The sequence below is a fragment of the Maribacter sp. Hel_I_7 genome (genome assembly GCF_000688315.1).
In the GTDB taxonomy this organism is placed as follows: Bacteria; Bacteroidota; Bacteroidia; order Flavobacteriales; family Flavobacteriaceae; genus Maribacter; species Maribacter stanieri.
On sequence record NZ_JHZW01000003.1, the window covers coordinates 2,040,434 to 2,054,512 of the forward strand.

A 14,079-nucleotide genomic window follows, 5' to 3' on the forward strand; every position below is an offset into this window, starting at 1 on the left:
CTTGCTACTAAGCCTTGGTTATTTATCTAAGCTTGTTAAAAGCTCTTTTACTATTTTAAAATCATCGAAATCTATACGAACGCCATTGCTTTCTTGGTAGGTCTCATGACCTTTACCGGCTATTAATATGATATCGTTATCATTTGCTAGTTGGCATGCCGTTTTAATGGCTTGCTCTCTATTTTCAATAGACAATATTTTCTTTACGTTCTGTGGCTCTACGCCTGCCTCTATTTCCGCAATTATCTCAGTTGGGGATTCGGTACGTGGATTGTCAGAGGTGAAAATAATCTTGTTGCTCATCTCTGATGCGATATTACCCATTACCGGACGCTTTGATCTGTCTCTATCGCCACCACACCCCACAACGGTGATGACGTTTTCATTTCCAGTTCTCAACGTGTTGATTGTCTCAAGCACATTCTTTAGGGCGTCCGGCGTATGGGCATAATCAACTATTGCCGTAATTTTATTTTTCGATATATAATATTGGAACCTTCCATCCACATTCTCCAACTCGCTTATTAAACGAAGGGTTTCTAAATGCTCCAATCCTAATAAATCTGCAGTAGCATAAATTGCCAGCATATTATAGGCATTGAAATGACCTATTAATTTGCTCCAAAGCTCATTGTCATTAATTTTCAATAATTGACCATCGAACTGATTCTCTAAAATCTGTGCTCTGTAATCCGCATAGTTTTTTAAGGCGTAAGTTGCTTTTCTAGCCTTGGTATTCTGCAACATGACCAAACCGTTCTTATCGTCTATATTCGTTAGTGCAAATGCCTTTTTAGGCAATTGATCGAATAATATTTTCTTAGTATCGCGGTACTCTGCAAATGTTTTATGGTAGTCTAGGTGATCATGAGAAAGATTCGTAAAAATCGCTCCTTCAAATACCAGACCTTCTGTTCTTTTTTGGTGAATACCATGAGAGCTTACTTCCATAAAGCAATACTCTACACCGGCATCGTTCATCAATTTCAAATGCTTATTGATCACCAATGCATCTGGTGTGGTATGTTTTGTTGCAAATTCAGTATCATCGACCATGATTTTAATGGTGGATAATAACCCAACTTTAAATCCTGCTTTTTTAAATAACTGATACAACAAACTAGATACGGTCGTTTTACCATTTGTACCCGTAACCCCAACCAATTTTAAATTCTTTGATGGTGTACCATAGTAGTTAGACGCCATCAACGCTAATGCTTGATTGCCGCTTTTTACCTCTACATACGTAACCTCATCTACCATGTTTGCCGGCAATTGCTCGCAAACAATAGCTCTTGCACCAGCCGCAACTACTGCATCTATATATTTATGACCATCTGTCAACGTGCCTTTTATAGCAACGAAGGCATCTCCTTTTTGAACCTCACGAGAGTCAAAACGAACAGACGCTATATTACAAGAAGTAGTACCGCTAACAGCAGCAATACGCACTCCATACAATATGTCTTTTAATGGCATCATATTAATTCTAATACTATTTTTTTCACAGACTTTAAATCCGTGCCTTTGTTGATGGATTGGTTTTTAACCTTTCCATTTCCTTTTACTATTACTTCTATTCCTAAATTCTCTAAAATGGCAACGGCATCCATACCGCACATACCTTTTACATTAGGTACTTCTGAATATTTCTGTTGTGCCGCCTTGTAATACCCTTTATGAGAATCTTCGTTTTTAGCGATCAATACATCTCTAACATCAACTTCACTTGTTAATGGAGAGGTAGCGTATACTTTTTGTGCTACAGATTTAAATACCGGACCAGATACATCTGCACCGTAATACCCTACACTTTTGTCTGGCTTGTGAATTACCACAATACAAGAGTACTTTGGATCATCTGCCGGAAAATAACCTGCGAACGAAGAAATGTACTCGTACTTAGATTTATCCTTAGACACATAATTAGTCTGCGTTGTTCCCGTTTTTCCTGCCATAGAAAAGTTCTTTGAATACATACCGTGACCTGTACCGTGATCTTTTTCTACTACATTCTTTAATATCTGCTGTACCTTCTTTACTGTAGACTGTGAGCAAATTGCAGGATTCAATACTTTTTTATCGAACTTCTCAATAGACTTGTTCCACTCCTTAACTTCTTTTAAAAGTCTTGGTTTTACCATTTCCCCATCATTTGCAATGGCATTATAAAAAGCCAAAGTCTGTAGCGGAGTCATAGAAACCTCATAACCATAAGCCATTTGTGCCAATGAAAGTCCAGACCAACCTTTGTCACCTGGGTAACGCAATACAGGTTTACCTTCACCCACAACCGGAAGTCCTAATTCTTTATGAACACCCATACTCATTAGCCTGTTCACATATTTCTCTGGGTCGTTCTTGTACCCATTGTTTATCATTTTAGCAAAGGCAACGTTAGATGAAACTTCAAATGCTTTGGACATTGATATTTTACCGTGTCCGCCACGCTTGGTATCCTTTACCCAGTGCTTATATATTTTCCATCTACCGTTTTCAGTATCAATTACGGTACTGGTATCTATTATTTTATCTTCTAGAGCCGCCACCAAATTCATCAACTTAAAAGTAGAACCTGGCTCATGAGACTCGCCAATAGCGTAGTTTAAACGCTCGTAATATTTTCCGTCAGTGGTTTGACCCAAATTCGAAATTGCTTTTACCTCTCCGGTTTTCACCTCCATTACGATTACCGTTCCGTGATCTGCTTGGTATTTCTCTAACTGACCCAATAATGCATGGTGCGCTATATCTTGTATATTAATGTCAATAGTAGAATACACATCATAACCATCTTTTGGCTCTATGATATTATCGTTACCAATAGGTTTCCACTGCCCTTTTGCTATTTTTTGCTTTAAACGCTTTCCAGATATACCTCTTAGGTATTCACCAAAAGCACCTTCCATACCCACACGGGTATAATATCCGTTTTCGTCTTTACGCTCGTACCCAACACTACGTTCTGCAATTTTACCTAACGGGTGCTCTCTCTTTACATGTTGTTCAATGATCAACCCGCCTTTGAACGCTCCTTTATTAAACAGCGGAAATTTCTTTACCGCCATGTATTCTGAATAATCTAGATTACGCACTATTAATGCATATCTATTTTTATTCTCTCTTGCCTTTCTTAAAATCTGCTGATAGTGAGAAGATGTTTTCCCAAATTCTTTTGCCAAGGCATCTGAAAGTGGTTTTACATTTTCCTTGAAATCTTCGTTACTTACGGTAACAGCATCAAAATGTACCGTGTACTTAGATACTGAAGTTGCCAAAAGGCTACCGTCATCTGAATATAGGTTACCTCTATTGGGCTCAATAGTGAACATACGCTCTGTACGCGTATCTGCCATTGCCTGGTATTTTTCACCGTCAACAATTTGTATGGAGACCAGCTTAAATAGCACCGCACCAGCAAAGAGTACCATGAACCCTGCTACTACGTAGAGCCTTTTTAATATGCTTTTATCTGTTGTCGCCATTATTCCTCAACATTTAAAGATTTCACTTTAATTTTCTGCGGGGGAGTTTCTGACGGAAAAAGTCCTTTTTCGGAAATTTTACCTGTAATGCTCGACTCTAATTTTAACTGCTGCACATCTGATCGCATATCTACGAACTCATTACGCAATTCTTTTACCTCTTCATTTAATAAAGCGATACGGTGTACTTTTTGGTCGGCACTATGAGAGCTACTGATCATTACAGTCGCCAAAAAAGAAATGAAAATAATGAACAGCCAATTTTTAGGGGCGTCACCGCTCACCAAAAATTTACCCTTCAAAAGGTCTAAAACACCCGTTTTCACTTTATTTTTTGCCATTTCGCTCTGCTATCCTCAATTTTGCACTACGTGCTCTGTTATTCAATTTTATTTCTTCTCTAGTTGGCACTATCAATCCGCCAACCTTTTTTAACGGTACATCTATATTCCCGTAAAAATCCTTTTCTGGCTCTCCTTCAAACTGTCCTGCTCTTATAAATCTTTTTACAAGCCTGTCTTCTAAAGAGTGGTAACTAATTACACTTAGTCTACCGCTATCATTCAATAATTCTGGCACTTGCTCCAAAAACTCTTTGATCACTTCTATCTCTTGATTCACCTCTATACGAATCGCTTGGTATATCTGTGCCAAAATCTTATGCTGCCTGTGCTCTGGCAAAAACTGCTTCAACGCTACTTTTAGCGCATCTGTAGTTTGTATCTGCTCTACCTCCCTACTGGCAATAATTACTTTTGCCATAGCGTTCGCATTTCTTATATCTCCGTATTCAAACAATACCTTACGCAAATCATCATACGTGTACTTATTGACTACTTCAAAAGCAGATAGCGTATTACGCTTGCTCATTCGCATATCTAAATCTGCATCAAAACGGGTAGAGAATCCTCTTTCCGCTTGATCGAATTGATGCGATGAAACGCCAAAATCAGCTAATATTCCATCAACCTTACGAATGCCATAGAACTTTAAAAATTGAGAGATGTATCTAAAATTTTCCGCTATCAACGTAAATCTTGGATCACCTAACGTATTTGCTTGCGCATCTTCGTCTTGATCAAAAGCAAACAATTTGCCTTCTGCACCCAACCTTTTTAATATTTCTTTAGAGTGACCGCCACCACCAAATGTCACATCTACATAAATTCCACCTTCTTTGATGTCTAAACCGTCAACCGATTCTTTCAGTAATACTGGGTTATGATACATCTCCACTTGGTTTTTCACCTAACATTACACGCTTTGCCAACTTCACCTTCTCTTCTTTTGTTGCACTTATAGATTCATCGTATGCTTTCTTATCCCAAATCTCTAATCGCTTACCTATTGGTGCAATTACCACTTCTTTAGAAATGCCCGCTAACGAAATAATATCCTTTGGTATCAACAATCTTCCGGTAGCATCTACTTCTACTTGACGCAAACCTGCCGTGTACATTCTTATAAATTGTAGGTTTTCTTCATCAAACCTGCTCTTTTCATTCAATTCTGCCATCACTCTGTGCCACTCATATGCCGGATATAACTCCAAGCACTCGCTCAAATATGATTTTTTTATAAAAAACCCATCTTTTAGGATCGGAGCCACTTGATTGCGCAGCGCAACCGGGAGCATAATACGCCCCTTAGCATCAGCTTTGCAGTTAAATGTCCCAAAGAAATAAATGTCCAAATTGGATGTGTTTAGTTTATATAACTCAAATATATAAATATTATTACCACATTTTACCACTAAAAACCACTTTGTTAATAAATTACCCCACTTTTGAGCACGTTTTTGCACTTCATCGATTTTTATGGGATAATTTTCCCACTCGCCCCGTAATTCTCTAAAAATTCAAATCTTAAAGTTTCAAGTACTCACCTTATCGAAAAGAGTTGTTTGCTATTCTCTGTAATTACCTATATTTGGACAATTACTGATGAGTAGTGCGCATGGAAAACGATTTGATCAACGAAGGAGGATTTAAGTATATAGAGAAAGGCGAAGGCAAACCCATAATTATTCTTCACGGACTAATGGGCGGACTTAGTAATTTTCAAGGAGTATCTGACTATTTCCCTCCCAAAGGTTATAAAGTACTTATTCCTGAATTGCCCTTGTACTCTATGCCGATGTTGAAGACAACGGTTAAGAACTTTGCCAAATACCTTAAGAAATTTATAGATTATAAAGAGCTAGACGATGTTATTCTTCTAGGCAACTCTTTAGGTGGCCATATTGGTCTTTTACATACCAAATTATACCCGGCAAAAGTAAAGGCCTTGGTAATTACCGGTAGCTCTGGACTTTATGAAAGTGCTATGGGCGACGGTTACCCCAAACGTGGTGATTATGAGTTTATTAAAAAGAAAGCACAAGATGTTTTCTATGACCCAGAAGTTGCTACCAAAGAAATAGTAGATGAAGTTTTTGCTACGGTTAACGATCGTGTAAAATTGGTAAAGACCTTGGCAATTGCAAAAAGCGCCATACGCCATAACATGGCACAAGATTTACCAAAAATGAAAACCCCTACGTGCATTATTTGGGGAAAAAATGATAGCGTTACTCCGCCAGATGTTGCAGAACTGTTCGATGAGCTTTTACCTAATTCAGATTTATTTTGGCTGGATAAATGCGGACATGCACCTATGATGGAGCACCCAGACGAATTCAATACCATTCTTGATGATTGGTTGACGAAAAACAATTTCTAAATACCCTACGGATGAAAATAAAGTCGGCCGACTTTGTAATGAGCAATTCTGATGTTGCCAAATGCCCAAAAGAACCCTTACCCGAGTATGCCTTTATTGGTCGTTCTAACGTAGGTAAGTCTTCTTTGATAAATATGTTGACCGAGCGTAAAAGCTTGGCTAAAATTTCTGGTAGACCCGGTAAAACACAGCTTATTAACCACTTTAAAATCAATGAGAATTGGTTTCTGGTAGATTTACCTGGTTACGGTTATGCCCGTGTTTCCAAAAGAGATAAAAAGACCTTTCAAAAATATATTACCAACTACTTTTTACAACGAGAGCAACTGGTTTGTTCTTTTGTACTTGTAGATGTACGCCACGATCCGCAACCTATAGATATGGAGTTTATGCAATGGATGGGCGAAAACGGAGTACCCTTTGCCATTATCTTCACAAAGGCAGATAAATTAAAGCCTAAGGCAGTTGAGCGTCAAGTTCAAAAATACTTAGACCAACTTTTAGCCGATATGTGGGAAGAAACACCACCACACTTTATTACTAGCTCTAGCCACCGTAGCGGTCGAGATGAAGTACTAGCCTATATAGACGATATTAACGAGAAATTTTTTGAGGCAACTAAAAAATAGTTTTTGGTTGTTCGTTGTTGGCTGTTCGATTTTTGAACCCTGCGCGTTTTGTGTTAGTTCTTAGTAATTCTCACTTTTTACCTTTCGCTATTAATGACCTAATACTCTTTACTTAATACTTTGTACCTCTTACCTTGTACTTTGTACTTAATACGCTGTACTTTTTACTCTTCAAAAACGAAATGTCAGTTCGTGTGGATTTTTTACTGAAGCATAGCGGAGGTGAAAAATTTATATCGAGAACCGTCGCGTGTTCCAAACCTGTTCTCGATACAAATTTTCTCATACTTCGAAAATTCACTCGAACTGATAATGTTACTTACTAACGAAAACAACTGAAAACTGGCACTGCCAACTGAACACTTTACTAACTCTCGTCAACGTCATAGCGAGCATAGCGCGGCTATCTGCTTGTTTGGAACACAAATCACTTCGGCTATGCTCAGCGACCGAGTAAAACCAACAACCGACAACCAACAACTATCAACCAAATACAAAACACATTCAATAGATTGCCACGTCGCGAAAAGCTATTCGCAATGACGTTCCTGAATTAACCGTCATAGCGAGCATAGCGCGGCTATCTGCTTGTTTGGAACACAAATCAATTCGGCGACGCTCAGCGACAGAGTAAGACCAACAACGAACAACTATCAACCAAACACAAAACACACATTCAACAGATTGCCACGTCGCGAAAAGCTTCTCGCAATGACGTTTCTGAATTAACCGTCATAGCGAGCATAGCGCGGCTATCTGCCTGTTTGGAACACAAATCAATTCGACTATGCTCAGCGACCGAGTAAGACCAACAACTATCAACCAATCAAAGCAATATACACTGCCAACTGAAAACTGGCACTAAAAACTGCCAACGGAACTAACAAGCTCCTCCACGGTCTCCATAGCATTCATTTTCTCAGTAGACACCAACACTTCCAAATCATGATCCGTTTCTACTAATATGATAGGAAAAGTAAACTTATGCCCAAACTTACTTTTGTACTTTTCTTGAAACTCGTCTTTATGGAAGAATTCTAGTTCAAAGCCTTTCGCTAACAAACGCTCCCTAAACGCTTTCCACTGCTTGTTTTCTGTAAACGAACCAAAAGTTAGCGAGCACAGCGCGCAATTATACGTAGCTGGGTTTATAATTTTATGAGCGAAATCTAGCAATTTGCTACCAGCATCGCTATTGGCATTATAGATAAATAGAATTTTCTTTGACATACGCTATCTGTCGTATAAAATACCCAAACCATACATGAAATTTGACCAGTTATGGTTTCCCGTAATGTAGTATGAAATGGAAATTGTAGGTTTATTCTTTAGTGGTATATTAGGAGTGCGATTGCACATATTTCTTAGTATAGTGCAATATGTATAATTGCAATCAAATGCACTAGTTAGCTGCAAGCTTGAAAAATAACCTAAATGAAAAAATGGATTTTAATAATTATCGGAATGATAATCGCAACAATGGTTATTGGAAATTTGAACAGCGAAAATTCAAATATTATTGAGGACGAACGGACTTATAATAAGTCGTGGCGGACACCAATCAAAGACGAGTTTCTGAAAATCGGAAAATTAATGCTTGCTAACGGAATCAAAGGCTGCGGGGAATACCACGTAAAAGAGGTTACGGAGGGAGAATATGTAATTGCCTGTACGCAAGACGGAAAAAACTGGAATTACTATGTTTCTTGGCCAAATAATAATAAAATATATAGGACAAATGAGGAGATGGAATCTAAATTGACTCCTCCAAGGTAAAAGCCAACAGAAGACTAACTTAGGAAACCTAAACGTAATGCAGACTTTAGGACATAACTGAAAGGTCTGTGTATATTTATAAGTTGTTAAATCTTATGGATTTAGCTTTGAACAAGAAAAGATAAAACTAAATAAAAAGCTTTAGCTAAGTATCCAGACGTAAACGAATATTTTTCTTGCCTCTGCACTACGGTTAGCGCAACCATTGCCAGCAATAAAACCACTCAGATACTAATGGAAAAAAGCCACATTATTTTAAAGCCAACAAGGAATATTGAAAAAAATTTCGACTTATCTGACACGCTGAAAAACATTGAGATACCTATTAAAAGTAGGGAATTGGCCAAGAACTATTTGAAAAATAAGAAACTCTCTGATGACTTAAATCACGACTTATTATTGGAATTTGACAATTCTATGATTTTTGGTTTTGATTTTTTAAATGCGGGAGTTAAATATGTAATTCCAGAAATTAATCCAACGACAATATTATACTCTAACGCTACAATGTTTTATAAAAATTTAATATTGTCTAGAGTAAACCTTTTTGAAAAATCACCGACACTTAATGAATTTAATAAACCGATTGATTTAAAAATCTTCGGTGAGTTTTTTCAATACGCATCAAATTGTATTATTAATCTACAAGCTACAGTTGAATGTTTTTCAAATAGGAGAATTCCGAAAAATATTTTGGATGAATGTATTGATAAAAATGGTGACATTTTTGACCCTTCTATAACTCATAAACTGGATACTTTACTTCCAAAAGTTTACGGAAAAAGATTTAGAACTAAGTTTAAACGTGACAATTTAAGAGTAAGGAAAGTAATTGAAATTAGAAATGAGATTATTCATCTTACGCCTAATTCAGATAAAACTAATACAAAGTATAAATCTCTCTACCGAAAAATAATAAGTTTTGACTATGAAAAAGCGATAAATGCTGTTAGAAATTTAGTGAATTTCTATGAACCGAACTTGATAGAGGATTGTCCTTGTGGGAATGAATATCATTATGAAATAATAATTAATGAAAAAAAATAATTACTACTGGCTACAATGTATTAAAACAATAGCGGTTGAATCGCTAAATCGAAAATAAGTAAAAATAAAAAAGGTCTGTGTTTAACCGAAAAGTTATGGAGTGAAAATCTGCTACTATTCTTTTACTAGACCGTTAGGCAAAATTTGAATGGAACACTTTAAACACATAAAAGTAACAACAACTTCTTCACTTCAAAATGTAGAAATTGAGGAATATATTGAACCGATTTCAGTAAGTATTGTAATTGGTATGAACTTTTTTAAAGACTTTTTATCTGGTTTTCGAGATATTTTTGGAGGAAAATCAAATACTTACACAAAATCATTAGAAAAAATTAATCAACAAGCTATTTACGAATTAAAAAAGCGTGCTCATTATTTAAAAGCAAACTACGTCATCGGACTGACAATCGAAAACGACGAAATTGCCGCTCAAGGAAAATCAATGTTAATGGTTACAGCAATGGGAACTGCTGTTAGAGCTGCAGGAAAAAATAAAGAATTAACAAATAATTCCACATTAATAGATTTAGAAGCTTTTGAACAACTTGAACTAAAAACTAAACTTCTAAAAAAAGCAGAAAGCGACAATCTCAATTTGACCGAAAATAATTGGAAATTAATAATAGAAAATCAGATTTCGGAATTAAGCCCATTTCTTTTAAACAAAATGACCGAAAGCCAAAACTCAACGGATTTCAAAGAAAACTTAAAGGTTTTTTTTGAAAATATAGATAGAGAATTGGCAACAAGAGAGATCTTTGCATTTATAGAAAATAATGAAGAACACGATTTAAAACCAGTTTTCAGCATTGTTAAAGAATTAAATTTAGTTGACTTTGACAAAAACCTTTCCTTACTATCAAGCGACAATCAAAATCTTAACAACGTTGGAGCTTTAATATCTGGAGTTCATAAAAAAACCTATTTCAAATCGGACATAAAAGCAATCAAAGAAACTATTGATAAACTGGAAAGTAAGTTTCCTATTAAAGTTGAGTTTTACCAAACATTAGACAATTTGTCAAGAAAAGACATTGAGGTTTGGAAATGCGAATGTGGAAAAGAAAATAGCTTGGAACGAGAAATTTGCAGAGGTTGTAATAAAGACATTCACGGTTTTAAAAACTCAAACATTAATCTGAAAGAAATAAAAGAAAATTTAAAACATAGATTAGAAATATTAGAAAAAAACTTTGCCTAACAAAGAACTGAGATAAAAAAACAACAAAAATCTTCCTTCATCTACGACAATATAATTCTATGCCAATAAATTTAAAATCAGATTCTTTGAGCTTTTTTTTAAAAAAATAATTGTAAATCACAAGACAACTAATCAATTGTAAATACGTTATCGCTTATTTAAGTTTTATCCTTAATGGCAAGAATATATAGAAACATAGAATCATTAAAATCTCTTAAATATGAATTAGAAAGTAGAGGTGTTACTAGATTTAAATCTGTTAGAGATATTAAAGATTTTTTAAAAAAATTTGATTCGGAAAAACAAACAGTTCTAAATGACACTAAAAACGAACTGGATGAAGAATATCATAAAACCTGTATACGTCTTAAAAATAACACCCAAAAAAAGATTGAAATAACCAACTTAGCGACAGAAAAGATTGATGGACAAATTGCAGATTTACAATCGAAAATTAATATAATTCATAAAAAGAACAGTCTTAATTTTATAAACAAAATACTATCAAGTGTAAAGCTTTATTATTTAAACAAACAATGCAATGATTTTAAAGGCAGGAAATCTAAAATACTCAATAAAATTGTTCAGCCATTATCTCAAAAAATTAAAATCGACCAGGTATTTATAAATAAATACGAATCTAATAAGCAAATTCTGATTGAAAGAAGTGCCCAAATTAAAATTAAAGAATTAGAATTCACCCGTGATGTTTTAGAAGAATGTAAAAACCTAATTTCCGGAGCAATAGGAGAAAACTTGGTTGTAAAAGAAATCAAAAAACTTTCTGACGATTTTATTTTGATCAATGATTTTAAATTAGATTTTTCTCCGCCGATTTTTCACAAACAACAAAACGAGAGAATTTACTCTATACAAATAGACCACCTTTTAATCTCAAAAGCAGGTATCTTTATAATAGAAACAAAAAACTGGAGCAAAGAATCTGTCAATTCTATTAGTCTGAGGTCACCCGTTGAACAAATTAGAAGGTCGAATTTTGCTCTTTATATATACATTTCGGAAAATATAACTTTAAACGAACATCATTGGGGAGAACAAAAAATTCCAATTCGCAACCTTATAGTTATGATTAATAACAAACCAAATACTCAATTTAAATATGTAAGTATAAAATTATTGAGAGAACTAAATGCCTATATTAATTACTTTGAACCAATTTTAACCGAAGAACAACTTAATAAAATAACAAGTCAATTAGTTTAAATAAAGACTACAACGCAAACACAAAACATGGAACAACAAGGCTCCAATATCATTACAAATCGATACAAGAAATTTATAAAAACGGTTTGCGAAACAGACATTGTTTACGCGCTTCAAAACCATGAAGGTTTTGCAACCTCAGCCTCTGTGCAGTATGATGATGAAAATGACAGACCTGTTGGTGTACTTTGTTTCTGGGCAGAAAGTGGCAGGGCGAAATCTTGCTCCATAAATCATTGGGCAAACTACCAGCTTACTGAAATAGCATTAGCAGACTTTATAGAAAACTGGGGTGTAGGCATGGAAAATGACGGAATACTAGCTGGTATCGAGTTTGACCAAAATATGTTCGGCTATGAGGCGAAACCTTTAGATTTAATTCTGGACTTAGTAGCTGAAATTAAAACGACCAAAAAGAGTATATCTCTTCAAAAATTTAATGGCATAGCGGACTTAGAAGAACAGGCGAAAGTTGCAAATGGGTAGTATAATAAATCATACCTTATATATTGCAATAGATAAATTCTATGAAATTCAAAAATTGGAAAAAAGACGGGTTCATAATTTTATCTATTATCACGACTATATCTGTATTCACATTACAAAGTTGCAAGGACAACCTTAAAGCCGATATCGAAAAAGATGTTATTTCTGAACAGAAAAATCTAAATGAAATTGTAAGTGAAGAAGATATCGAAAGCCTATTCTTATTAAAAGACAATTCCGATTTTTCCATAGCATTGCATCAAATCCTTGTAAATAGATATGAAAAGAATCCAGATTCGCTGAATCAAATTCAATGGGATTTATTTTTGTGTATGCATTTAGAAAATGCAGGTCAATCAGGAACTATACTGACTTTTTTAGAAGAATGGTTCCCTGACAAGAGAGAACAAGTAATTATATCATTAACTGAAATAGGCGCAGTTAAATCTGCAGAAAGCATAAAACTTGCAGTTACCTTACTTCCAAAAGATGGTAGTTCTTTTTTCGATAATCCCACAGAAAACTCTGATCGATTTATGATGACATTAAATAGTTTATTCATAAATTATCCAGACGGACCAATGCCAGATTTATATCGTAAATATGCTGAAAAGCATAGAGATGAAATTTAAAAAAGAGGAATTGTAAAAAATTAAACTTTTATCATTAACTCCTCTATAGTACTGATATTAAACATAAGTAATGGAGAAAGAATTAAAACCTTTATGGAGTAAAATTTTCAATTTCGATTGGAAATTTGGACTCTTTTTAATTCTTCTTATCTGTATTCCACGTTTTATTTTAGTCTTACATGGCAATGAAATTGCCAATATGCAATTTGTAGGCATACTAATGCTTGTAATGGCTATTATACCTTTCCTTTTCTTAAGCAAATATGGCAGAAGAAAAATAGGAATACAAAAACCAACCAATTATCGCTGGCTATTTTTTGCTTTGGGTATCGGTATCGCATTTAGTATTTTACTGTACTTTTTAGGCGATACACTTTATGGCAATACCTACCAGAATTGGTATCAATACATTGCCAAGTCTTATAACATTCCACAAGAAATGAATGAGCAGAGCAAACTCATCATGTTTGGTATTTCCGCTTTCATTGGTATGTCATTTAGCCCTATTGGAGAGGAGCTATTTTTTAGAGGTATTGTACATTCAAGTTTTGCAAATTCCGTAGGTGACACCAAGGCTTCTATAATTGATAGTGCTGCATTTGCCCTAGTTCATATTTCACATTTCGGACTTGTATTCCATAACCAACAATGGGAGTTTCTACTTCTTCCATCGCTAATATGGGTATTGAGTATGTTTGCCGTAAGTATTCTATTTTACATTTGCAGAAAACGTTCTGGCTCTATTCTAGGAGCAATAATATGCCATGCCGCTTTCAATTTAGGAATGACTTATTGTATCTTCTACCCATTATCCGGTAATTGAAATAGATATTAAGCAATTACAAGCCACCGACCACCAACTTAAACAACGAAAA

Annotated in this window: 15 protein-coding genes; 9 read left to right on the forward strand and 6 right to left on the reverse strand. The window is 35.1% G+C overall.

The features are described from left to right. Positions 1 to 18 precede the first annotated feature (18 nt). The 5 genes from P178_RS0120495 to P178_RS0120515 are packed head-to-tail and all read right to left on the reverse strand — an operon-like array spanning position 19 to position 5,289. Positions 19 to 1,482 (reverse strand): UDP-N-acetylmuramoyl-L-alanyl-D-glutamate--2,6-diaminopimelate ligase, encoded by a 1,464-nt coding sequence (locus tag P178_RS0120495; RefSeq protein ID WP_027067998.1) that lies wholly within the window; start codon positions 1,480 to 1,482, stop codon positions 19 to 21. Beyond that, positions 1,479 to 3,485: a penicillin-binding protein gene (locus P178_RS0120500; RefSeq protein ID WP_027067999.1), complete on the reverse strand. Its 2,007-nt coding sequence runs from the start codon at positions 3,483 to 3,485 to the stop codon at positions 1,479 to 1,481. Before P178_RS0120500 ends, P178_RS0120495 begins: the two co-directional genes overlap by 4 nt. Beyond that, a complete protein-coding gene (locus P178_RS0120505) occupies positions 3,485 to 3,826 on the reverse strand; it encodes an FtsL-like putative cell division protein (protein WP_394365313.1) in 342 nt (113 codons plus the stop codon). Before P178_RS0120505 ends, P178_RS0120500 begins: the two co-directional genes overlap by 1 nt. Then, positions 3,813 to 4,715, reverse strand: a complete 903-nt coding sequence (rsmH, locus tag P178_RS0120510; RefSeq protein ID WP_027068001.1) for a 16S rRNA (cytosine(1402)-N(4))-methyltransferase RsmH — start codon at positions 4,713 to 4,715, stop codon at positions 3,813 to 3,815. Before rsmH ends, P178_RS0120505 begins: the two co-directional genes overlap by 14 nt. Further along, the gene (locus P178_RS0120515; RefSeq protein ID WP_316930016.1) at positions 4,705 to 5,289 is read right to left on the reverse strand and encodes a division/cell wall cluster transcriptional repressor MraZ; all 585 of its coding nucleotides are present in this window, start codon (positions 5,287 to 5,289) and stop codon (positions 4,705 to 4,707) included. The genes rsmH and P178_RS0120515 overlap by 11 nt, the downstream gene beginning before the upstream one ends. A 152-nt stretch (positions 5,290 to 5,441) precedes the next feature. Here P178_RS0120515 and P178_RS0120520 point away from each other — a divergent pair, with 152 nt between their 5' ends. Next, complete coding sequence (locus P178_RS0120520; RefSeq protein WP_027068003.1) at positions 5,442 to 6,206, forward strand: alpha/beta fold hydrolase; 765 nt, start codon at positions 5,442 to 5,444, stop codon at positions 6,204 to 6,206. An 11-nt stretch (positions 6,207 to 6,217) separates the two neighbouring features. Beyond that, positions 6,218 to 6,835: a ribosome biogenesis GTP-binding protein YihA/YsxC gene (yihA, locus tag P178_RS0120525; RefSeq protein WP_027068004.1), complete on the forward strand. Its 618-nt coding sequence runs from the start codon at positions 6,218 to 6,220 to the stop codon at positions 6,833 to 6,835. Between the two features lie 861 nt (positions 6,836 to 7,696). Here yihA and P178_RS0120530 read toward each other — a convergent pair. Next, positions 7,697 to 8,065 carry a hypothetical protein gene (locus P178_RS0120530; RefSeq protein ID WP_027068005.1) on the reverse strand — a complete coding sequence of 123 codons (369 nt, stop codon included), beginning with the start codon at positions 8,063 to 8,065 and terminating at the stop codon, positions 7,697 to 7,699. A 204-nt stretch (positions 8,066 to 8,269) separates the two neighbouring features. Between P178_RS0120530 and P178_RS0120535 the strand changes: the two genes are divergently transcribed. The 7 genes from P178_RS0120535 to P178_RS0120565 all read left to right on the forward strand — a co-directional run bounded on the left by P178_RS0120535 (position 8,270) and on the right by P178_RS0120565 (position 14,027). Continuing rightward, a complete protein-coding gene (locus tag P178_RS0120535; protein WP_027068006.1) occupies positions 8,270 to 8,611 on the forward strand; it encodes a hypothetical protein in 342 nt (113 codons plus the stop codon). Positions 8,612 to 8,845: 234 nt separating this feature from the next. Then, on the forward strand, positions 8,846 to 9,658 hold the full coding sequence (locus tag P178_RS0120540; RefSeq protein ID WP_027068007.1) for a hypothetical protein: 813 nt from the start codon (positions 8,846 to 8,848) through the stop codon (positions 9,656 to 9,658). 148 nt (positions 9,659 to 9,806) lie between these two features. Continuing rightward, the gene (locus P178_RS22815; protein WP_051638378.1) at positions 9,807 to 10,862 is read left to right on the forward strand and encodes a YbjQ family protein; all 1,056 of its coding nucleotides are present in this window, start codon (positions 9,807 to 9,809) and stop codon (positions 10,860 to 10,862) included. 174 nt (positions 10,863 to 11,036) lie between these two features. Continuing rightward, positions 11,037 to 12,086 (forward strand): nuclease-related domain-containing protein, encoded by a 1,050-nt coding sequence (locus P178_RS0120550; RefSeq protein ID WP_027068008.1) that lies wholly within the window; start codon positions 11,037 to 11,039, stop codon positions 12,084 to 12,086. Positions 12,087 to 12,113: 27 nt separating this feature from the next. Next, entirely contained in the window at positions 12,114 to 12,572 is a 459-nt protein-coding gene (locus tag P178_RS0120555; RefSeq protein WP_027068009.1) for a DUF2750 domain-containing protein, read from the forward strand. Positions 12,573 to 12,613: 41 nt separating this feature from the next. After that, positions 12,614 to 13,204 carry a hypothetical protein gene (locus P178_RS0120560; RefSeq protein WP_155941677.1) on the forward strand — a complete coding sequence of 197 codons (591 nt, stop codon included), beginning with the start codon at positions 12,614 to 12,616 and terminating at the stop codon, positions 13,202 to 13,204. A 70-nt stretch (positions 13,205 to 13,274) separates the two neighbouring features. Beyond that, the gene (locus P178_RS0120565) at positions 13,275 to 14,027 is read left to right on the forward strand and encodes a CPBP family intramembrane glutamic endopeptidase (RefSeq protein ID WP_027068011.1); all 753 of its coding nucleotides are present in this window, start codon (positions 13,275 to 13,277) and stop codon (positions 14,025 to 14,027) included. Positions 14,028 to 14,079: the final 52 nt, after the last annotated feature.

Coding starts and splice junctions, on each gene's coding strand:
- P178_RS0120500 (WP_027067999.1), bottom strand. CDS start 3,485: ATGGCGACAACAGATAAAAGCATATTAAAAAGGCTCTACGTAGTAGCA.
- P178_RS0120505 (WP_394365313.1), bottom strand. CDS start 3,826: ATGGCAAAAAATAAAGTGAAAACGGGTGTTTTAGACCTTTTGAAGGGT.
- P178_RS0120535 (WP_027068006.1), top strand. CDS start 8,270: ATGAAAAAATGGATTTTAATAATTATCGGAATGATAATCGCAACAATG.
- P178_RS0120495 (WP_027067998.1), bottom strand. CDS start 1,482: ATGATGCCATTAAAAGACATATTGTATGGAGTGCGTATTGCTGCTGTT.
- P178_RS0120520 (WP_027068003.1), top strand. CDS start 5,442: ATGGAAAACGATTTGATCAACGAAGGAGGATTTAAGTATATAGAGAAA.
- P178_RS0120540 (WP_027068007.1), top strand. CDS start 8,846: ATGGAAAAAAGCCACATTATTTTAAAGCCAACAAGGAATATTGAAAAA.
- P178_RS0120530 (WP_027068005.1), bottom strand. CDS start 8,065: ATGTCAAAGAAAATTCTATTTATCTATAATGCCAATAGCGATGCTGGT.
- P178_RS0120565 (WP_027068011.1), top strand. CDS start 13,275: ATGGAGAAAGAATTAAAACCTTTATGGAGTAAAATTTTCAATTTCGAT.
- P178_RS22815 (WP_051638378.1), top strand. CDS start 9,807: ATGGAACACTTTAAACACATAAAAGTAACAACAACTTCTTCACTTCAA.
- P178_RS0120560 (WP_155941677.1), top strand. CDS start 12,614: ATGAAATTCAAAAATTGGAAAAAAGACGGGTTCATAATTTTATCTATT.
- yihA (WP_027068004.1), top strand. CDS start 6,218: ATGAAAATAAAGTCGGCCGACTTTGTAATGAGCAATTCTGATGTTGCC.
- P178_RS0120555 (WP_027068009.1), top strand. CDS start 12,114: ATGGAACAACAAGGCTCCAATATCATTACAAATCGATACAAGAAATTT.
- P178_RS0120550 (WP_027068008.1), top strand. CDS start 11,037: ATGGCAAGAATATATAGAAACATAGAATCATTAAAATCTCTTAAATAT.
- rsmH (WP_027068001.1), bottom strand. CDS start 4,715: ATGTATCATAACCCAGTATTACTGAAAGAATCGGTTGACGGTTTAGAC.